This window comes from Glutamicibacter arilaitensis, assembly GCF_044793945.1.
Lineage (GTDB): Bacteria > Actinomycetota > Actinomycetes > Actinomycetales > Micrococcaceae > Glutamicibacter > Glutamicibacter arilaitensis_B.
In genome coordinates this window covers 3,548,410-3,568,385 of sequence record NZ_CP084994.1, presented here as the reverse complement: position 1 = coordinate 3,568,385, position 19,976 = coordinate 3,548,410, and the positions used below count along the sequence as shown (strand labels likewise).

General features: G+C 58.5%; 19 protein-coding genes. 9 read left to right on the top strand and 10 right to left on the bottom strand.

Features of this window, described 5'->3' with window-relative positions:
* Positions 1 to 22: 22 nt before the first annotated feature.
* From LG294_RS16660 to LG294_RS16645, 4 genes are all read left to right on the top strand, one after another.
* The gene (locus tag LG294_RS16660) at positions 23 to 1,120 is read left to right on the top strand and encodes a nucleoside hydrolase (RefSeq protein ID WP_404287718.1); all 1,098 of its coding nucleotides are present in this window, start codon (positions 23 to 25) and stop codon (positions 1,118 to 1,120) included.
* 119 nt (positions 1,121 to 1,239) lie between these two features.
* Positions 1,240 to 2,046 carry an ECF transporter S component gene (locus LG294_RS16655; protein WP_404287716.1) on the top strand — a complete coding sequence of 269 codons (807 nt, stop codon included), beginning with the start codon at positions 1,240 to 1,242 and terminating at the stop codon, positions 2,044 to 2,046.
* 11 nt (positions 2,047 to 2,057) lie between these two features.
* On the top strand, positions 2,058 to 2,813 hold the full coding sequence (locus LG294_RS16650; RefSeq protein WP_404287714.1) for an energy-coupling factor transporter transmembrane component T family protein: 756 nt from the start codon (positions 2,058 to 2,060) through the stop codon (positions 2,811 to 2,813).
* On the top strand, positions 2,810 to 4,231 hold the full coding sequence (locus LG294_RS16645) for an ATP-binding cassette domain-containing protein (RefSeq protein ID WP_404287712.1): 1,422 nt from the start codon (positions 2,810 to 2,812) through the stop codon (positions 4,229 to 4,231). Before LG294_RS16650 ends, LG294_RS16645 begins: the two co-directional genes overlap by 4 nt.
* A 111-nt stretch (positions 4,232 to 4,342) precedes the next feature.
* Here the strand turns inward: LG294_RS16645 and LG294_RS16640 are convergent, their stop codons facing one another.
* The 3 genes from LG294_RS16640 to LG294_RS16630 form a co-directional block, all read right to left on the bottom strand.
* Positions 4,343 to 4,828, bottom strand: coding sequence for an amidohydrolase family protein (locus LG294_RS16640; protein ID WP_404287710.1), 486 nt, complete (start codon positions 4,826 to 4,828; stop codon positions 4,343 to 4,345).
* Positions 4,815 to 5,678 carry a hypothetical protein gene (locus LG294_RS16635; protein WP_404287708.1) on the bottom strand — a complete coding sequence of 288 codons (864 nt, stop codon included), beginning with the start codon at positions 5,676 to 5,678 and terminating at the stop codon, positions 4,815 to 4,817. The genes LG294_RS16640 and LG294_RS16635 overlap by 14 nt, the downstream gene beginning before the upstream one ends.
* A 187-nt stretch (positions 5,679 to 5,865) precedes the next feature.
* Positions 5,866 to 6,369, bottom strand: coding sequence for a very short patch repair endonuclease (locus LG294_RS16630; RefSeq protein ID WP_404287706.1), 504 nt, complete (start codon positions 6,367 to 6,369; stop codon positions 5,866 to 5,868).
* 185 nt (positions 6,370 to 6,554) lie between these two features.
* Here LG294_RS16630 and LG294_RS16625 point away from each other — a divergent pair, with 185 nt between their 5' ends.
* Together LG294_RS16625 and LG294_RS16620 are read left to right on the top strand one after the other, a co-directional pair.
* Complete coding sequence (locus LG294_RS16625) at positions 6,555 to 7,373, top strand: enoyl-CoA hydratase/isomerase family protein (RefSeq protein WP_404287704.1); 819 nt, start codon at positions 6,555 to 6,557, stop codon at positions 7,371 to 7,373.
* A gap of 26 nt (positions 7,374 to 7,399) precedes the next feature.
* Positions 7,400 to 8,275 carry a 3-hydroxyacyl-CoA dehydrogenase family protein gene (locus tag LG294_RS16620; protein WP_404287702.1) on the top strand — a complete coding sequence of 292 codons (876 nt, stop codon included), beginning with the start codon at positions 7,400 to 7,402 and terminating at the stop codon, positions 8,273 to 8,275.
* On the opposite strand, the gene LG294_RS16615 is transcribed toward LG294_RS16620, so the two are convergent.
* Positions 8,272 to 9,174 carry a LysR substrate-binding domain-containing protein gene (locus LG294_RS16615; RefSeq protein WP_404287700.1) on the bottom strand — a complete coding sequence of 301 codons (903 nt, stop codon included), beginning with the start codon at positions 9,172 to 9,174 and terminating at the stop codon, positions 8,272 to 8,274. The genes LG294_RS16620 and LG294_RS16615 overlap by 4 nt on opposite strands.
* A gap of 161 nt (positions 9,175 to 9,335) precedes the next feature.
* Between LG294_RS16615 and LG294_RS16610 the strand changes: the two genes are divergently transcribed.
* Genes LG294_RS16610 through LG294_RS16600 form a run of 3 tightly spaced genes read left to right on the top strand, consistent with a single transcriptional unit; the run spans position 9,336 to position 13,204 of the window.
* Entirely contained in the window at positions 9,336 to 10,532 is a 1,197-nt protein-coding gene (locus LG294_RS16610; protein ID WP_404287698.1) for a CaiB/BaiF CoA transferase family protein, read from the top strand.
* A 35-nt stretch (positions 10,533 to 10,567) separates the two neighbouring features.
* Positions 10,568 to 11,794, top strand: coding sequence for an acyl-CoA dehydrogenase family protein (locus LG294_RS16605; RefSeq protein ID WP_404287696.1), 1,227 nt, complete (start codon positions 10,568 to 10,570; stop codon positions 11,792 to 11,794).
* A gap of 39 nt (positions 11,795 to 11,833) precedes the next feature.
* Complete coding sequence (locus LG294_RS16600) at positions 11,834 to 13,204, top strand: NAD-dependent succinate-semialdehyde dehydrogenase (protein WP_404287694.1); 1,371 nt, start codon at positions 11,834 to 11,836, stop codon at positions 13,202 to 13,204.
* A gap of 290 nt (positions 13,205 to 13,494) precedes the next feature.
* Here LG294_RS16600 and LG294_RS16595 read toward each other — a convergent pair whose 3' ends face one another.
* From LG294_RS16595 to LG294_RS16570, 6 genes are all read right to left on the bottom strand, one after another.
* Complete coding sequence (locus tag LG294_RS16595) at positions 13,495 to 14,787, bottom strand: hypothetical protein (protein ID WP_404287692.1); 1,293 nt, start codon at positions 14,785 to 14,787, stop codon at positions 13,495 to 13,497.
* Between the two features lie 61 nt (positions 14,788 to 14,848).
* Complete coding sequence (locus LG294_RS16590) at positions 14,849 to 15,604, bottom strand: carboxymuconolactone decarboxylase family protein (protein ID WP_404287690.1); 756 nt, start codon at positions 15,602 to 15,604, stop codon at positions 14,849 to 14,851.
* A 480-nt stretch (positions 15,605 to 16,084) separates the two neighbouring features.
* The gene (locus tag LG294_RS16585) at positions 16,085 to 17,593 is read right to left on the bottom strand and encodes a TRAP transporter large permease (protein ID WP_404287688.1); all 1,509 of its coding nucleotides are present in this window, start codon (positions 17,591 to 17,593) and stop codon (positions 16,085 to 16,087) included.
* Positions 17,594 to 17,612: 19 nt separating this feature from the next.
* On the bottom strand, positions 17,613 to 18,137 hold the full coding sequence (locus LG294_RS16580) for a TRAP transporter small permease (RefSeq protein WP_404287686.1): 525 nt from the start codon (positions 18,135 to 18,137) through the stop codon (positions 17,613 to 17,615).
* A 68-nt stretch (positions 18,138 to 18,205) separates the two neighbouring features.
* A complete protein-coding gene (locus LG294_RS16575) occupies positions 18,206 to 18,979 on the bottom strand; it encodes an SDR family NAD(P)-dependent oxidoreductase (RefSeq protein WP_404287684.1) in 774 nt (257 codons plus the stop codon).
* A gap of 154 nt (positions 18,980 to 19,133) precedes the next feature.
* The gene (locus tag LG294_RS16570) at positions 19,134 to 19,919 is read right to left on the bottom strand and encodes an SDR family oxidoreductase (RefSeq protein WP_404287682.1); all 786 of its coding nucleotides are present in this window, start codon (positions 19,917 to 19,919) and stop codon (positions 19,134 to 19,136) included.
* Positions 19,920 to 19,976: the final 57 nt, after the last annotated feature.

Below are 19,976 nucleotides of genomic sequence, written 5' to 3'. Positions count from 1 at the left end.
TTTAGAGCTTCAAGGAGTGCGATTGAATGCAGTACGATCCGATGCGGATCGGGATGGAGGCGAACCACAGGTTCGTCTTCTAATTGATAACGACACAGGTATCGACGATGCCTTGGCGCTCGCGTTCCTATGCGCCTGCGACCACGTGAAGATAGAGGCCCTCACCAGCACGCCTGGAAATGTCGACGTCGAACAAGTCGCTGCGAATAATCGTGCGCTGCTGGCGCTTTGCGGACGCCCCGAAGTTCCGGTACTAGTCGGTGCACGGGAACCCTTGCAGATCCCGCTGGTGACTACACCTGAAACTCATGGTCCCCAAGGCGTCGGCTACGCGACTCTTCCAGATCGTGACGATGACGGTCCGAACAGTCTGCACGCAGTTGATTACTGGATCGATGCAGCTCGGGCCAACCCGGGAGAGCTGACGGCACTGCTCAGCGCGCCCCTCACTAACTTTGCTCTGGCGCTACGCAAAGAACCTAGACTTCCCTGGTTGCTGCGCAAGGTAGTCATTATGGGAGGCGCCTTCTACTACCAAGGCAACACCACTCCTACTGCGGAGTGGAACACCCACGTGGATCCGCACGCAGCAAAAGAAGTTCTTGCTGCGTACACGGCGGCGGCGGAGCAAGGCCTTGATTCCGAAAAGCTTCCCATTGTGTGCTCCCTGGACACCACTGAGCGTTTTGAAATGCAGCCGGAATTCTTGACTCAATTGGCAGCGGAAGCTGGATGCGCCGAGCCCGAACTTGTATTGGCAAGCGATCCCGAAGGTACTCTGAGCACCGCATCCAATCCGCTGGTGCGCTATGTGTCCGATGCGCTGCGGTTCTACTTCGAGTTCCACCGGCATTACGACCAGGGCTACATTGCCCACGTCCATGATTACTTTGCCGCAGGCGTAGCCGCGGGAACCCTCGACTATCAAAGCCGACCCGCCACCGTGGACGTGGAAACCGAATCTAAGCTCCTGTTCGGGACAACAGTCGCCGATTTCCGAGGACTGTGGGGCAAGCCAGCAAATGCGCACGTAGTCACCTGCAACGATCCGGAGGCTGGCTTTGCCGAACTCGTTACGCGTTTGGGGAGCTTGGCGCGGAAATTGAACACCGACTCCTGAACTCAGCTCAGGCTGAGCTAGAATTGTCTACCGGGCCGAGGTGACATTAGGCCCCGCACTCGCACGCACCCAGTAGTACTTGGGTGCATAGCCACACTCGTACCGAGGAATGCTTTTCTATGTCACCGAATTTGCTTTTGCCCGAAGAAACCAGCTCCCAAGTTCTGCGCCGCAGGCTTTTGGCCGGAGCCGGCACCCTGCTCCTGATCGGCACCTACTTAGTCCTAGTCATTACCCAGCCCACGGGCATAGCTGAAGGACTGGGACAGGGCGTTGCACTGGTTACCTTCGCCGCCTACCTGGCTGCCGCCGTCATGCTTTTGGTCGCGGTGCTTCCGGACTTGCCGGTTTCCACCCTCACGCTGATCCCAGTAGCGCTGGCCCTGAACATCATTTTGGGGCAATTTGTTGGTTCCATAATGGTCCCGCTCTACCTCGACTCGATTGGCACGGTGCTCGTAGGGTTCTTGGCGGGCCGCCGGGCCGGTGCTGCCACCGGTGTGCTCAGCACACTGATTTGGTCGCTGTTCGCCCCCACCGTCTTGCCCTTCGCGGCTGGCGCTGCATTGGTCGGCTTCCTTGCCGGAACCGCCGCTCGTTTCGGTGCGCTGCGCCGCCCGTATCTTGCCCCAGTGGCCGGTGTGGTTGCAGGAGTTCTGGTAGGCGTGGTTTCAGCTCCGGTGGCGGCCTTCGTTTTCGGCGGAACTTCGGGTGTCGGTACCGGCGCAGTGGTTGCGGCTTTCCGCTCCATGGGCGATTCACTGCTTTCAGCCGTGACCAAGCAGGCCTTGATCTCAGACCCGGGGGACAAGGCTATCGTCTTCCTCATTGCGGCTTTGCTGATTTACGCACTGCCCAAGCGTTTGAGCGGAAGCTTTGACTTCATCCGCCGTTACCGGGTGCTGGGCCAGCGCGGAACCAAGTAGGCCCACCAGCTATGCCCAAGTCCATCAACTTGCACCCATTTACCGTGCTGGCACTGGCGGCGGCCGTCGTCACGATGACCACCGCCGCTGGCCTCTGGTGGTTGAGCTGCGCGGTCGTCACTGCCTGTGCGCTGATTGCCGGTTGGACTGGGCATCTGCGACGGATGGCCGTCTTGAGCGCTGCCATCCTGATTCCTACGTTCGCCTCCTTGCTATTAATCCATGGGCTCGTCTCCCAAGAGGCGTCCGGGCTCATTGCCACCGCCGGACCGTTCCGGGTGACTGAAGGTGGATTGGAGACTGCCATGGTTTTGGGTCTGCGCACTGCGGTGCTGGTGGTGGCAGGTCTGCTCTGCACCTTGCTGATTGATAAGCATCAGCTGGTGGCGGCCATAGACCTGTCTCCGGCACCGCCGCAGGTGGGGTACCTGCTGGCTGCCACGCTGTTCCTCCTGCCGCATATGGCCGACAAGCAACGCACCATCGGCCAAGCGCAGGCACTTCGCCAAGCGGGAACTGGACGCGGTCTTTCCGGTTGGTTCCAACGGGTGCGGTTGCGAGCGGTCCCTTTGGTGCTCGCCTCCCTGCAAGATGCCCACGACAGGTCGGCTCACCTGTCAGCCCGCGGATTTCCCGCCGCCGGCTCCCACACCAGACTGCGTACCGTCGCAGATTCTGTCCCCCAGCAACGTGTCCGGTGGATTGCCCTGCTCTGCGCCGTACTGGGCCCGATAGCAATATTGGCACCCTTCTGGGGGAGTCCATGATAGAGAATCAGAACAACTCGCGCACGGGTAATTCGATGCTGCTCGACCTCAACATAAAGCGCTTCCGCTATTCCGGTGCCGAGCTTGATTCCTTGCAGCACATTGAGATGAATTTGGCTCCGGGCTCATTGACTGTCATTGTCGGGGAATCCGGTTCAGGCAAGTCCACCCTGGGTGAGATGCTCGCAGGCATCTTGCCGCGGCAGGGTGCGGACCAATGCCTGGGATCAATGAACCTGGCTGGGCAATGGATCGAATATACCGATCTGGAAAGCCAACGCATTAACGTGGCCGGATGGGCCAAGCACGTCGGTTTGCTGCCTCAGGAAGCTGGGCACTATTTGTCGCGAATCCGTGAAACGGTGGCCGAGGAACTCGTATTCTCGCTCGAAAACGAGGGCATGCCAAGAGCTGAAATGCGCCAGCGCATCTCAGGGCTTTCCAAGCACCTGAACTTGGACCATTTGCTCGAACGCGATCCTGCGAAAATTTCAGGCGGACAGGAACGACTCGTCGCCTTGGCAGCCTTGGCTATTTCGGAGCCTTCCGTCATGGTCTTGGATGAGCCGCTGGCGGGTTTGGACTCCGAAGCGACGGTCGCAGTCAATGAAATGATTTCTCGGCTTCGCGCTGACGGCACCGCGATGGTGGTCTTGAGCAGGACTGCCAAACCGTGGGCCGACAACGCAGATGCGTTAAATAAATTAGAGAATGGGCGGCTCAGCAAAGCGTCGGCAGATGAGGTTGTACTGGGTGCGGTGCAGGGAACCAGCCCTCGGCCTGCCATGCCTAGCGAAGCGAAAATGCTCTTGGAGTTCGGTGATGTCCAACTGGGTTACGCGGGTGCCGCGCGGCCTGTTCTCGACGGGTTGGACCTGCAAGTGCGGGCCGGTGAATGCGTTGGACTGGCGGGTGCGAATGGGTCGGGTAAAACCACGGTGCTCAAAGCCGCCGCGGGGCTGCTGCGGCCCACCGCCGGCACGCTGGCCGTTTCAGCTGCTACCGGGATGCTTTTGCAGAATTCCTCCGACCAGCTTTTCGAACGCACCGTAATGCGCGAGGTATCTTTTGGCCTTCCCAAGAAGGGAAAACAACGACCGCGTGTTCCCGAAATCCTCTCTCGACTCGGGTTGGAAGCTTTTACCGAGACTCATCCCTATGAGTTGCCGGCTTCGGCTCGCCGGCTCGTAGCCCTAGCAACCGTTCTGGTCCGCGAACCGCAGATTCTCCTCTTGGATGAACCAACTGAGGCCTTGGATTCGGAGGGAATGATTCGTCTGCAAGAGGTCATCGACTCGGTGCTGCTTCGTGGGGGAGCGGTGCTCCTCTCCACCCACGACAAGAATTTCATGCACAGCACCACACACCGGGTCCATCAAATGCCCGGGAACCCCGAGCCAACGGCCCGGGCTTCCTAGTCTCGGCAACTTTCGCCCAACTCAGTTCACGTGAAAATTGTGAGTCGAGCTAGGAGGTTGTCCAATAGCAACTGCGGTGTGCAGCGCTGTGCGGTGACCGGCCCCGGCGGGTCAGTTCAACTCGTTGCGCACGATCTTCCCCTGTGCAATGACCACCTCTACCTTGGACAGAGCCTGTGCTCCTTCGAGCGGATTCGATCCCAGAATCACTACATCCGCCACGCCCTTGCGAAGCAGCTGGCCTACGCCTTGGCGCTCGACACCGATCAGCTTCGCGGGACGGGTGGTCACCGATTGCAGCGCCTGCAGCGCAGAGAGCCCGGCGTCTTCCAACGCCTTGGCCTCCACTCCGATCGGCATGACATCCGTGCCGAACGAGTCGGTCCCGGCGACCACCAGCACCCCCGCCTCATTGGCCGCACGCACGGCCTGCACCAGCACCGGGCCGAACTCGCGGCCGCGCTCGGCGATCACCGGATCCGATGAGTTGGCCATTCCGGCCAGCCCGGCCAGGGTCGGAGTGAATGCGGTGCCTCGGCGGACCATCTGGCCGATGGTCTGTTCATCCACGAATACACCGTGCTCAATGCTGGCCACGCCAGCGCCGACGGCTCCGGCAATGCCTTTGGCGCTGTAGGCGTGGCAGAGCACCCCGGGCTCCGCGGGCCGCCTTCACGATGGCCGATAGCTGCTCCCGGTCGTAGACCAGCTCCAACGGGTCTTGCTCGGCCAGCCCCGCGCGCGGATTGGCGCGCGTCTTGATGACCGTTGCGCCACGGCGCAGATTCACCCCGGTCAGATAGGCGAGATCCTTGACGTCGCGGATGTTGCCCTCCAAGGCGGCCAGCGGAGCCAGCTCGGGATCTGCGAGGATCGAGTCGCCCTGTTCGGGAGAGACGAACAAGCCTGCCGGATGCATACGAGGCGAAAGCCCGGGATTCCATTTCGGCAGCGTGGCAAGCGCTATGTCCTGGTAGAAGGTGGATGATCCGCTGCGCACCGTGGTCGCCCCGCTTTGCAGGATCAAGCGGACGTCCTCCAACCCGTTGGCGTGCACGTGGGCATCAACCATGCCGGGGATGATGAATTTGCCGGTGGCATCGATGCGAGTTGCCTGCCCGACCGCGTCCTTCACCGCCTTCCGGGTGGCCTCCCGGGTCCCAACGGCTTCGACCTTGCCGTCGCGCAGCACCAGCACACCGTCTTCCACTGTGTCTCCGGTGGCAGGATCGATGAGCGTGCCGCCCTCGATGATGATCGGGACTGTTTTCTGCGCCGAGCCGTGGTAGCTCGCTGCAAGTCCGCCGCGCTCGCCGGAATCCGCCGAAGCGGGTGCCGCGAAGCCAAGCGCGCCGAGGCCCGCCAGCGCCGCGGCTCCAGCCATCACGCTACGCCGGGCGAGGGCTTGGTTGGGGACCGGGCCGGCGTTGTGGTCGTGTTCGCACATGGGTGTGATTGCCTTTCGACGTGGGATGTTTTCCTGAAACTCTATAGCAGGGCAACGCTTGCCTGAGACGCAAGTCATATTATTAACGCCGGGTCCAGATTCGGGTTTTGCGCGTCCTTCACTCCCCGGAGATGTCGCAATACAGAAGGCGCGAGGAGCTCAGCGCGGGTGGAATTCGGAGCATGCGCTAGCGACTAGCTTGGGAAGAAGCTGCCGTGCGCGGAGGTCCGAGGAATCCGGTGGTTTTGCGCAAGACCTCGTCGAGTGAATGCAGCTCGCATTCCCAGAGCGTCAGAGATTCCCAGCCCAGAGAAGCCAGGTCATGGCGGTTGCGGTGATCGCGGGCAATATTGGCGTCCAGCTTCGGGTTCCAATACCCGGTATTGGACGTGGGGCGGCGGCGCCCCACGGGGCAGTCATGGCCATGCCAAAAGCAGCCGTTCACAAAAATCACTTTGTCCCTGGCCGTGAATACCAGATCCGGCGAGCCAGGCAGTTTGCCGCCGCGCAGGCGGATGTCTGGATGTTCCGCACGGATTGCGGTTGACTTCCGTGCGGGCAGTGCGCCATGCAACTGGTAGCGGTAGCCTGCGGCATGCAGCAGGCTGCGCAAGGCAAGTTCGGGCTGGGTATTCTTGCTCGCAATGCGCGACATCATCCGCGAGCGCTGCTCGGCCGATACGGTGTCCATAATCCATTGTGCGCGCTTGCTGAGCCGGGTCAACCGTCAAATCATCATGTGAATCCCCACCCTAATTCATGCCGAATTCACATGAATAGCTCATTGATCTATCTATCCATGGAACTGGTCGCGTATAAATAAGTTTGATGTTGTGAACGGTCCTTGGATGAGGCCGCAATGAAGGGATCTATCTGATGGCTGATGCAGTTGGCGAAGAATTGGTGCTTCGAAGCGATGCGGACGGAGTCGCCTGGCTGACAATCAACAGGCCGGAATCCCTGAACGCGATGAACCAGCATGTCATTGCACGCACGCACGGCCTGCTCGATGAGATTGAGTTGGATTCTGCGATAGAGGTCGTCGTCTTCACGGGTGCCGGGGACAAATCCTTCGTTGCCGGCGCCGATATCAACGAGCTTGCCGCGCGTAGCCCCATCGATGCGCTGGGCGGCCGGATGCAGAATCTCTACGACAGGATTGCCAAGTACCCGAAACCTACAGTTGCGGCGGTCAACGGATTCGCTTTTGGCGGTGGCCATGAATTGGCTCTGTGCTGCGACGTGCGCATCGGATCCACCCAAGCCCTGTTCGCCTTGCCCGAAACCGGATTGGGAATCATCCCTTCCGCAGGCGGAACGCAGCGGCTGGCGCGAATTGTCGGCATTGGACGTGCCACGGATATGATCCTCACCGGCCGGCGGCTCGATGCCTTCCAGGCGCTGCAGGCAGGACTCATTACCGAGCTGGTCGAAGCGGATGAGTTGATGGCTTCGGCACAGAAGCTCGCACGAAAGATCGCTTCAAAGGGTCCCTTGGCTATCAAACTGGCCAAGCTGGTGGTGAGCCGCGGGTTCGATGTGGACCACGAGACGGGCATGCTGCTGGAACAACTGGCCCAGGCCCTGGCCTACAGCTCCGAGGAAAAGCAGGAGGGCACTCGGGCGTTCCTAGAGAAGCGCCGCCCGGACTTCCGGAGCGTTCGCCAGCCCGACGCAGCAACTCAAAACGTCTAGTAACTCCAATTTTGGAAGGAGACTTTATGTCTCAGGAAAACCGTCCCGTCAGTAGGATCACCGTCATAGGTGCTGGCACGATGGGTTCGCAGATCGCCATGGTGGCCGCCCTTTCAGGGATCAGCGCTTCGCTGGTGGACATCAAGCAGGAGCAGTTGGACTTGGCCAGGGAGCAGCTTTGGTCCCGCGTGGACCGCGATGTCCAAAAAGGCCGCCGCAGTTTGGAAGACGTCAACGGGGCCAAGGCACGGCTGAACTTCACTACGGACCTGGAAGCAGCAGTGGCTGCATCTGATTTTGTCATCGAGGCGGCAATCGAGGATTTGAAGATCAAGCGCGAGCTCTTCGCCACGTTGGATCGGATTGCCCCGCCGCACGCCATTTTGGCCACGAATTCCTCGAATATCGTGTCCTCGCGCGTCGCTGATGCCACGTCCCGCCCTGACCGTGTGTGCAATATGCACTTTTTCAATCCAGCTCTGGTCATGGAATGCGTGGAAATAATTCCACATGCCCAAACCTCAGAAGAGACCGTTGATATTGCCGCCGAACTGGCCGAATCCTTCGGCAAGCGCGTGGTGAAGTTGAATAAAGAAGTTCCTGGATTCATTGCCAACCGACTGCTCAACGCAATTCGCCGTGAAGCTCTGGAACTCTATGAGGATGGTGTGGCCAGCGCCGAGGATATCGACCTGGCAGCCAAGACCGCATTGCGCCATCCTATGGGTCCTTTCGAACTCATGGACCTCGTGGGCATAGACGTGGTCTACCTGATCCGGATGGCCGAATATGAGCAGACTGCAGACCCTGAGAGCCTGCCTGCGGAGTCGGTCAAGAAGCTCTACGAAGAAGGATCCTTTGGCCGCAAAACCGGCAAGGGATGGTACAGCTACAGCAATTAGCTGCCCCGCGGGTCCGGGAAGACTTCCTTGGCGAGTTTGATGACGTTTTTCAATGCGGCATTGGTGTCGTCCCGGCGCCAGATGAGCCGCGCTTCGAGTTCTACATTTGCATCCTTGAGCGGAACATACACCACACCGGGAATGGTGATGTTCGCACGCACCGAGTCAACCGTCAGGGCGCACCCCATCTCGGTGCTGACCAAGACGAGCTGAGTCAGGGTATCGGGTGCTATCTGGGTCACTCGGGGCGCGAAACCGGCGGCCATGGACAAGGTATTCAGCCGGTTTTGCAGGGCTGCGCTGAATCCGCCAGGCAGGGTGATCCATTGCTCGTGGGCTAGATCCGACATGTGCACGGCGCTGCGTGTGGACAATGGATGCGACACAGGCAATGCAATGAGTACCTGCTCGATCGCCATGACGTAGGAATCCACCTCGGGCGGGATGAAATCCCAGCGTCCGATGGCCAGATCCAACGTCTTGTCCAGAATGCGCTCCAACCCGACATGCGAAAACTGCGAGCTGTGGAATTGCTGGCGCAGCCCGGGGTGGACCTTGCGCAATTCGCGCGCCAAGGCGCCAACGGTCGTATTCGTTGAAGCACCAGCGAAGCCGATGCGCACTTCACCGGTTTCACCGGTCACCGCAGAGCGCACCACCTGCTGTGCGCGCCGTGAAATGCTCACTAATTCGGAGGCAGGTTCAAGCAGAGCCTGGCCTGCCGGAGTCAGGGAAACATGCCTGGTGCTGCGCTCGAAGAGCTGTGCACCCACCGTGTGCTCAAGTTGCTTGATGAGCCGGCTGAGGGCGGGCTGCGCCATGCGAAGATTCGCGGCGGCCCGTCCAAAATGGAGCTCCTTGGCTACCGCCAGAAATGCTTCAGCGTGATGGATATCCACTGCGGTGCTCCACTTCTCTTTTGATGTGAATTTGTTATCAATTCAATCAATATTAGGTCTTGGACTATTAAGAATACTAATGGTTCGATGAATGTTGAGACCTATCGCGCAAACAAGCCACGCGATTCATTATGAGCATGTTGAACAGACCAGGAGCGCATATGAGGAATTCAACGGGTTCCGCAACCACCGGCCCGCTATCGGGGATCGTCATTGCAGACTTCTCCCGCGTACTAGCCGGACCATACTGCACGATGCTTCTGGCGGACATGGGAGCTACGGTCATCAAAGTGGAAGGGCCGGCAGGTGATGACACGCGCAATTGGGTTCCTCCGCACCGCGACGGCGTGAGCACCTACTACCTGTCCATCAACCGCAACAAGAACTCCATCATGCTGGACATGTCCAATGCGGAGGACCTGGAAACCGCCTACAGCATTATCGAGCGGGCGGATGTGTTCGTGGAAAACTTCAAACCCGGAGGACTGGCCAAGTTCGGGCTGGACCAGGAAGCCGTGGCTGAACGCTGGCCGCACCTGATCCACGCATCGATCACCGGATTCGGAACCGAGGGCGGGAGCTCCATGCCCGGATACGACCTGCTGGCCCAAGCGGTTTCGGGAATGATGACGCTCACCGGTGATGCCGACGGTCCACCGCAACGCGCCGGAGTGGCCGTCTTCGACGTGATGACGGGCTTGCACGCAACGGTCGCCATCCTCGGTGCCCTGCAAGAGCGCAATCTCACCGGCCGCGGGCAGCATGTCGGCGTGAACCTGTTGTCCTCAGCCGTTTCCGGACTGGTTAATCAGACCATGGGCTATGCCGGGGCCGGGAACGTCCCCACCCGCATGGGCAATGACCATCCGAGCTTGTTCCCCTACGGGCCCTTGCGTGCAGCTGACCGCGAGATTGTGATCTGTTGCGGCAATGACGTGCAATTCCAGCGATTCACCGAAGCTCTGGGCATCACCGAGGTCGGCATCGATCCGCGCTTCGCCACGATGGCGGACCGCAACGCCAACCGCGAAGAGTTGCGTGTGATCCTGGAGCAAGCACTGGCCGCGCGCACCGCCGATGAGTGGTTCGAAGAGCTCCAGAAAAAGGGCATTGCCTGCTCGCCGATCCTGAACGTTGCCGAGGGCCTGCAATTCGCGCAGCGCCTCGGTCTTGACCCGATCGTGCAGGCAGGCGACGGTATGGATGCCGTGCCGACCATCAAGCACCCGGCCACGTTCAGCCGCAGCGAAATCCGCTATGACAAAGCTCCTCCCGCCTTGGATGGGGATAGGGAATCCGTTCTGGAATGGATCAGCAGCAACCCCCAGCGCACCGCTGACGACAAGCTCGCGGTCTAGACGCAGCCCAAGAAACAAAGAATCGAAAGAACGCAATGACTTCTGTAATAGACCACCCGGATTACCTGATGCTGGACCTGGACCTGACGGATGCGGATCGGAAATTGCGCGATCGCGTGCGTGCCTTCGGCGTGAACCAGATCGAGCCGATCATCAACGGCTATTGGGAACGCGCTGAATTTCCGCGCGAAGTGGTTCCGGGCCTGGCCGGACTGGGGATCATCGGCACGTTCATCCAAGGCTATGGATGCCCTGGGCTTTCCCGGCAGGCTGCGGGAATCGTGGCACGGGAAATGGGTCGCATTGACGGTTCGGTCAATACCTTCCTCGGTGTGCACTCCAACTTGGGCATGGGATCCATTTACATGCTCGGCAATGAGGAGCAGCGCAACCGCTGGCTCCCGGCGATGGCCAGTCTTCAGAAGACCGGCGCGTTTGCGCTGACCGAGCCGACCCACGGTTCCGATTCGGTCTCCCTTGAGACCTCTGCACGCTTGGAAGGGGATACCTGGGTCATCAATGGCCATAAGCGCTGGATTGGCAACGGCCATGAAGCAGACGTGATCGTGCTCTATGCGCGGGACGTGGCAGATGGACAGGTCAAGGCCTTCATCGTGGAACGCGATGGGCAAGGGCAGTACCCGCAGGGCTACAATCCAACTCCCATCGCAGGCAAGATCGGCAAGCGCGCCATCCTGCAAGCGGACATCACCATAGAGAACATGCGGATTCCCAGTGAAAACCGTTTGGCCAATTGCGAGTCCTTTGCAGGAGTCAACCGGGTGCTCAAGGCCACCCGCGGCGGTGCCTCTTGGGAGGCAGTGGGACACGGCATGGCGGCATTTGAGATCGCTGCCCGGTATTCCCTGGAACGCGAGCAATTCGGCGGTCCTATCGGTGGATACCAGCTGGTCCAGGAAAAACTCGCCACGATGCTCTCTGACCTGACCAGCATGCAGCTGATGTGCACCCGCATGGCCGAATTGCAGGAACGCGACAAGCTGACAGCTTCCATGGCTTCGATGATCAAGATGACCACCTCCCGTAAGGCCTTGGCGATGTGCCGCGAGGCACGGGACATGCTGGCAGGAAACGGCCTATTGCTGGATAATCACGTGGCGCGCCACCTGACTGACATGGAAGTTGTCTCCACCTACGAGGGCACCGATTCAATGCAGGCGCTGATTGTCGGACGAGACATCACTGGCCTGTCTGCCTTCACTCGCAACAGCCGGGCCAAGGCCGCGTCGGCTGTCCGCTGAAGCGCCGAAATCCAGACCAACTATTGAAGGGACCACAACGTGGCCAATATTTCAGCAGTCAATCCATCAACCGGTGAAGTGTTCGCCGAATTCGAGCAGCTCACCGATGAACTGCTCGAGCAATCCTTGGTGCGAGCCGATGCCGCGCAAGGACTTTGGAAAAAGGAAGCGATCCAGGCCCGCTCCGAGCTGCTGCGCAGCATCGCCCGGGAGTACCGCGAGCGCGCCGACGCGCTGGCCAAGGACGTTGCCCTGGAAATGGGCAAGCCGATCAAGGCCGCCCTCGGGGAGATCGCGCTGGTTGCCTCGATCTATGAGTATTATGCCGAGCACGGGCCGGCCATGCTGGAACCCAAGGAAATCCCCGCCCATGCAACCGGGAAGGCAAAGGTTCGCAAGAACCCCATTGGGGTGCTGCTGGGCATCATGCCGTGGAATTTCCCGCACTACCAAGTGGCCCGATTCGTTGCGCCGAACTTGCTGCTGGGCAACACGATCCTGCTCAAGCACGCATCGATTTGCGCGCGATCAGCACAGAACATCGACGAGCTGATGAACGCCGCCGGCGTGCCTGAAGGCGCGTATTCCAACATCTTCGCAAGCCATGCTCAGATTGAGCAGCTGGTCGCGGATCCCCGGATCAAGGGCGTATCGCTGACCGGCTCAGACGGAGCCGGCGAGCGAATCGGCGCATTGGCAGGCAAGCACATCAAGCCGGTAGTACTGGAACTCGGTGGATCAGATCCATTCATCGTGCTCGCCGATGCGGATATCAAGAAAGCCGCAGCGGCAGCCGTCATCGGGCGCTGCAATAACTCGGGGCAGCAATGCACCGGCGCCAAGCGCTTCATCATCGAGGACAGCGTCTACGAGGAGTTCATTGAACTCTTCGTCCAGGGCATGGAATCCGTCGTGGTCGGCGATCCGCTCGATGATGCGACGACCATGGGACCGCTGTCCTCGGAAGCTGCACTGGTGGAACTCGACGGCCAGGTCAAGCAAGCAGTAGCCGACGGAGCTCAAGTCCTCACTGGTGGAAGCCGCCTTGACCGCCCGGGGGCCTACTATCCGCCGACCGTGCTGTCCGGCATCTCCGCTGAGAACCGGGTGTACTACCAAGAGCTCTTCGGACCGGTGGCGATGGTTTTCCGGGTGGGTTCCCTTGAGGAAGCCGTGGATCTTGCCAATGACTCGCAGTACGGGCTCTCCAGTGCAATCTTCACTGCCGACGAGGACCGGGCTGAACGCATCGCCGAGGATCTGGACACCGGGATGGTCTATATCAATGCGGTGTCCAAGAGCGCCCCGGAACTGCCCTTCGGTGGCGTCAAGCGCTCAGGTGTCGGACGTGAACTGGGCACCTACGGCATCGACGAGTTCGCGAACCTGAAATTGATCCGCCGCAGCTAACGGATCCGCGGAACCCGGCGGCCGACTCACGAAACCTTGTGAGTCGGCCGCCGGGTTTTTGTTTTCCCAAGAACCAGCAGTGCACATAGAGAATCGGTAGAGATGGGTCCTGCGGAATTCAGAAGTGCAGATCCTGAAAGCCGAGGGTGATTGCTAGACCGAAGATCCACGCCAAGTGCCTCTAGTGATTAACACAGACGTCAGGGCCGTTGGCCGCCAACCCGGACGGGGTGGCGGCCAACGGCCCTGAATGCGCTTGTGCTTTAGGGAATTCCCGAGTCTAGACTGGTTTAGGCTGGGCGACGCTCAAGCAGCACCTCTTCGAAGAAGCGATCCACAACTGGTTTCAGGTATTCAGGGTCCATGACTTCGCCGTTGCCTTTATACCAATCGGAGAAGTCGAGGATTTCTCCTTCGTCCTTGTACCCAAGCTCGTTGGCAATGTCGGTCCATTTTTCCGAGGTGGTGCGCACATTGTCGACGAGCTTAGCTCCGTCGAGCTGGGTGGACTTGCCCACCTCCTCAAGGATCTTTTCATTGCCTACCGCTAGTTCCGCACTGATTTCCGGAGACAGGTAGTGCATTCCCGATCCGACTTTGCTTGCCACCTCGATGCCTTCTGCTTGGGCGGCGTAGGTCTGTCCGAGCTCTCCGACGTTGTAGACGCTCATCTGGTCGAAGATCAGTTGCTGCGCAGCCAATGGCAGTTTTGACCAGCTGGAACCTGCAACGATGCTGCCGGAGCCGATGCCAAATGTGCCCTCTTCCGGCACGTAGACGTTGCTGGCCTGTTCGAGCCAGCCATTGCTCACCATGGTGGTCATTGATCCGTAGGTGCATTGGATGACGTTTCGCTGAAGTCCTTCATAGGTCTCGGCCAGCTGCAAGGAGACTGTGGAAGCGCCCATGGCTTCGGACTGTATGACCTGTGCGGCCGCGTTGACCCTAATCTGGGTTCCAGCGAAGTCGCTCAAGGATTTTTTCTCGTCGGTGCAAGCCATGGCGGTGGAGCCGAAAGTATTGAGCGGGTTCAGGACCGTCATGCTTTGTTCTTCGAATTCGGCCATGATTTCCGGAGTATTGAATGCAACCTCTTGCGCCGCGAAATGCGTGACAATCTCTCCCTGCAGGGGGCTGGACGGCGCCGCTACCAATGCATCTTGAAGAGCAACGAAGGCTGGCATTTCGTCCTTATGGTAGGAAGTAAGCCAATGCGCAAGGTCCAACCGCCCATCAGCCAGCGCATCGGATATGCCATCCGGTGCCACGACCGCGTTGGCGTAGATGACCTCGACCTTGATCTTTCCTCCGGACCATTCTTCAATGGCATCAGCGAAGGCTTGGTCGCGTTGTCCGGAAATGGAGGTCGCAGAAGTTGAGGAGACTTGGAACTTGAGATTTACTTCTTCCATGTCGGCTAGAGCTGCTTGGAAGTCCGCTTTACTGGATCCATAGTCAACCCCCGTACTGCTGGTGGAGGGACCGGATTCAGCCGAGCTGTTGCCGGCCATGGTGCAACCGGTGAGAGCCAACGAGGCGACTGCTGCCAGTGATGCGAAATTCATCAGATTCTTGCTTTTCATAATTTGATCCTTAGGACGTTGTATCGGAGAAGGTTTCCCATGCTGTGAGTAGTGATTTCTGCTATCTCCCCATTTCTTCCGCGAGTGTGGAAGCCCCCAGCAGGGTTGTATGGATGCCGATATTGCTCGCTAGCGTCATCACGTCTACGACTTGGTCTGGACTGGCGCCGTATTCTATGGCTTTCTTGACATGGGTACGGATGCCGGGGACAAAAAGGTGCGTGGTGGCAACGTCTATTGCGATATAGATCAGTTCCTTCATGAACTCATCCAGGGGTCCTCGCTCCCAGGGGATGCTTGAGAGCTCCAGGTATGCCTCAAAGTATTCTGGCGAGTAGGCCAAGACGGTGTCCCAGCTTTCGGACCAGTATTTTCGGTTGCGGATGAACTTGGCTTTCAGTTCTCGGCAGTAGCCATCAGCTGGATCCTCGCTCACTGTTGCGGCAACGCCAAGCTCTTGGAAAACTTCGTGGGCAACGGGCATCCCAACTAGCATCGAATGCGTTCCCAATGAGGCAGCGAGTTGGATCGTTTCGGCAATTTGGGCAGTTGAAGCGCCAGCATGAATAGCTTGGCGGATGTGGTGCTCAGTTGCCGTGGAATTCAGGTAGGTGACCTGAGCATTGACTGATATGCAGATCAGCTCGCGTTGAACCGGTGTGAGGAAACCACGAGTGTTGGTTACCTGTAGAAGCCGGTCGTAGGATTCGAAATACCTCGGATCGAGTTCCAGGAGATTGCCTAAATCTGAATTCCAGAACCCGTGGGTTGCTTCAAAACGTTCACGTGCGCTTTTAATGGTTTGCGAATTGGCCATTTCTTTCATTTCCTGAGACAGGTCAAAGAACGCAAAATCCTATGGAATATGCGTTGAAAGCCAGGCATTTCTCGGAGTGGTATATGGCTCCGAGGAAAGTGGCTGCGATGAGCACTTATTTGGAAATGGAATGGACGTTGGATCGACTCGCGTCACGTATTCCATGCGGTTTATCTTCGAATGCAAAACTCGTTTGCTTTGAACAATTTCTTCAAGCCCACGAGTGAACATTCATGTATGTATTTGCATTTAAAGTAAACCATAAAACGGCATGATTTGCATCACTTTCGGCAATATGACCCGAGGGTTTCGGGGTATATCTGACGCCTAGCCCAAGGGCTTATGGTCATGGATGGAAGCCATCTGGAATTTAGAAAATGAACTCATAACACCAAGGGACCCCATTTTCTCCAGAATGATAATTCTGAGGAAAATGAGATCCCTTGGTGACCAATTACTGCAATAACTAGCAGCGGATATTTATGATGCCGACGATATTGACGGGAGCCAAGTTGCTAGTTCCGGCCAGAAAATCATGATGATGATGAAGACGATTGCAAATGGCAGGAACCACAGAATCGAAGTGAATACGTCGGTCAGGGATACCTTGACTCCCTGGTTGACTTCTCGGCGTTTCAAGAGGTTGTAGCAAATGTAGGCCAAGACTCCTACAGGGGGAGTGATCATGCCGACTTCGCCCAGGATGATGATGAAGACGCCGAACCACATTAACCCGATGTCGTACGTTTCCAAAACAGGCAGCAGCAATGGGATGGTCAACAGCATCATGGACATGGTATCGAAGAACATTCCCATGAAAATGTAGAGCACGACCAGGGCCATGAGGAACCAGAATCGTGACAATCCTAGTTCCGCGATGTAGTCGGTGATGTCCCCCGCAATGCCGGTTACGGCCAGCACCCGAGTAAGCATTTCGGCCCCGATCAGCAGCAAGAAGATCGATGCAGTTGCTTTGGCGGCACCGGTCAGCGATGCGGCAATCTGGCGCAGGGGTTGATTCTTGCGGGTGTAAAACAGCGTGATCAGCAATGAGGCGAATGCCGCTGCTGCACCGGCTTCAGTGGGAGTGAAGTAGCCGGTGAACAAGCCGCCGAAAAGCACCACCATGATCAGTGGCAATCCCCAAAGCCCACCCAGAGACTTTAGACGTTCAGTCCAAGTGACACTGAGCGCAGCTGCTGCTTGCTGGTTCTTTCCGCGCCCGAACATCTGCGGGAAAATAAGGGCCATGGAGAAGTAGATAAGTGCGAACATTACGGCTAGCCCGATACCGGGAACCACTCCGGCCAGGAGCTGTGGGCCGACTGGTACGGATACGATTCCGGCATATACCACCATCATGATGCTCGGGGGGATGAGCTGCCCGCTTAAGCCGCCAGTGAGCACGGCTCCGACTGCCACTCGGCGATCGTAGCCGACCTTGAGCATTTCCGGGATGCCAGCGCGGCCCAGAGCGTAGGTCATGCCAATCGATGAGCCGCTGACCGAGGCCAAGCCTGCACCCGCCGCGGTAGTTCCAATGGCAAGACCTCCTGGCAACCAGCCGAACCATTGGTGGGTCGCCTGGTATAGGCGCTGGGTCAAACCGGATTGGGTCAATAGCAGTCCCATCCAGATGAACATCGGCAGAACGGACATGGACCAACCGCTGGAAGCGGTGTAGGGCGCGGTTGATAGAACGCTGATTGCGGCGCTTGTGCCACTGACATAGATCAGGCCAAGGATGCTGGCAATAGATAACGCAAAGCCAACGGCGATGCCGGCAAGCATTAGCGCAACCATGAGTGCAATGGTCCATAGTCCAGCAGCGGACGCTGTGGCGCTGGTGAACAGCCCGACGGCGCAGGCGATGTTGACCGCTATGAGAATCCAAAAGCGAAGTGGAGTCCCTTTCGGCTTGCTCCCGGCTGGTGCTGCTTGCGGGCTCGATCCGGAATTGGAAGGGGCGATCAAAGGTGTCTCAATCATTGTGGGTACCTACTCAGAATCAGGCTGCGAGGTCAGCGGTCGGTTTGCCGGTGCCGGTGTTGAGGTCATGCTCCGGCCTCTTGAACCCGAGCCATGCATCGATTGCCAGAACGAAAGCGGTGAGCGAGAAGCCCAGCGGGACAAAGTAATACGCTGGCCATATCGGGATCGAGGTGATTCCGCCGGTCGCCTGGACCGCGGTTTTTGCCAAGGCTTCTTCAAAGCCATACCAAGCCAGAAGGGCTGATATCACGGCGCCTGCCAGGCAGCCGAAGAGCCGGATCCAGGCCAAAGTTCGGTTGCTCAGGTTCTCGACGATCAGGGCAACGTTGATATGTTCCTTCCATACCTGTGCGCCGGGGATGGCCAACAGCACCAAGGCAGGGAGGAGCCAATTGGCCGCAACTTCGTTCGCCCCATAGATCGGTGTCTGGAACCACGTGCGGCCCAGCGCGTTAGCCAGGCTCAGGAACATCATGGTCAACAGGGCGAGCCCGGCGAGGCCTGAAATAATCCGTTCAAGGATCTTGATGAGTTTAAGCATGGGATGCTCCACTTCTTTTTGTCTCTCCATTGAGAGCAGTCAGTAGCGTGTGGTGGGGGGTCCTGGTATCAGCGGATAAATGGCGTCGGTGATGCGAAGCCGCCGCGAATGCCGCCATCCAGGCGAATCACTTCCGCGTTGAGGTACTTGTTTTGATAGATCTGCATAGCCAATTGCGCAAATTCGTGCGGATCCCCCACGCGTGGAGGGAACGGAACGTGCCGTTCCAGCTGAGGGGTATCCGCCAGAATTGGCGTGTCGAAAAGTCCGGGAGCAATTGTTGCCACTCGAATGGAGAGGCCGGACAATTCGCGGGCTAGCGGAAGTGTCATCCCTGCGATCCCTGCTTTTGATGCCGAATAAGCCGATTGCCCTGCTTTGCCGTCCAGTGCGGCACCCGACGAAGTAAGTACGATTGCACCGTTCTCGTGCGGGTCTGCGTTGCGCGACATCAACGCCGCGCCGTGACGAACGACCGAAAACGTGCCCAGCAAGTTGGTGCGAAGCACATTCTCAATCGTTTCAAAATTATCCAAAGGAGTTCTGGATTCCAGGTCAACCAGTTGCCCTGGGTTCTGCGGCCCGAAGGCGGTGATGCCTGCGCAATGGACAATGCAGCGCAGTTCAACACCGTCGGCTGCAACCGCGTCGAAGGAACGGCGGACTTCGTCATCATTGCCGACATCGACCTGGTGGAAGGTGATGCACGGGCTCGGATCTTCAGCGTTGGGCTTGATGTCGAAGACGTGTACTGCCCATCCGTTTTCGGCGAAGAGCTTGGCTGATGCGGCGCCCAGGCCGCTCAGCCCACCGGTGATTACCACCGCGCGTTGTGCAGGCATAGCAATCTTTCGGGACTCGGCCATGTCAATGATCGCGTAATACGAATATAGACATGTATGTTCGTTATTGTGACTTGAACCACGATACATGCGAACCGGGATCCGTGTCACCCCTTTTTTGAATGTGACGCAAATCAAATTCCATTGCTCATTTTCAGTTGAAGGCGCGCAGGTTGTTGCCTGCAGTTTCCCCGCCGTCAATGGAAATGCTGGCGCCGCTGACGAAGCGCGACTCATCGCTGAGCAGGTAGACGACCAGAGGGCTCACCTCGTTTGCCTCGGCTGCGCGGCCGGCAGGAATTTGCCCGAAGCCGCGTTTGAGGCCAGCCGTCATGGGAGTATTCACGGATCCGGGGTGGATCGAGTTCACTCGGATGCCTGCGTCGCCCAAATCCAGCGCCGAAGTTTTCGTCAATCCCTGCACGCCCCATTTGGAGGCGGAATACGAAGCTCGATTCTTGAAGCCGGTGAGCCCTGCAATCGAGGAAACGTTCACGATCGAACTGGAATCATGCTCTTTGAGCGCGGGCACTGCGGCTTTCATGCCGTAGAAGTTGCCCGTGAGGTTGATGTCGATGGTGCGCTTCCAGTCTTCGAGGGTTGCTTCTTCCACGGACCCCTTGGAGCCAATCCCGGCGTTGTTGACCAGGCCATGCAATGCGCCGAAATGGCTTCTGGCGTCTTCGACGGCCTGCAGCCAGTCGTTGAAGACTGTGACATTCAGTTCGGCGTAGTGGGCGACTATTGCGCCGTGGGCTTCGTTGAGCTCTGCTGCCAAGGCGCGTCCTGCCTCATGGGCAATGTCTCCGATCATGACGCGGCCTCCTTCTTGGCAGATGAATCGGGCGTGCTCCGCGCCCATTCCGCTGGCCGCCCCGGAAATCAGGATGACTTTTTCTGCGAGGCGTCCTGCGGTTGTTGATGTGCGGTTCGTTTCCATGGTCTCTCCTGGATTGCTGGTGGTTGATGATTGGGCCGGTTTGGCGGTATGCCGCCT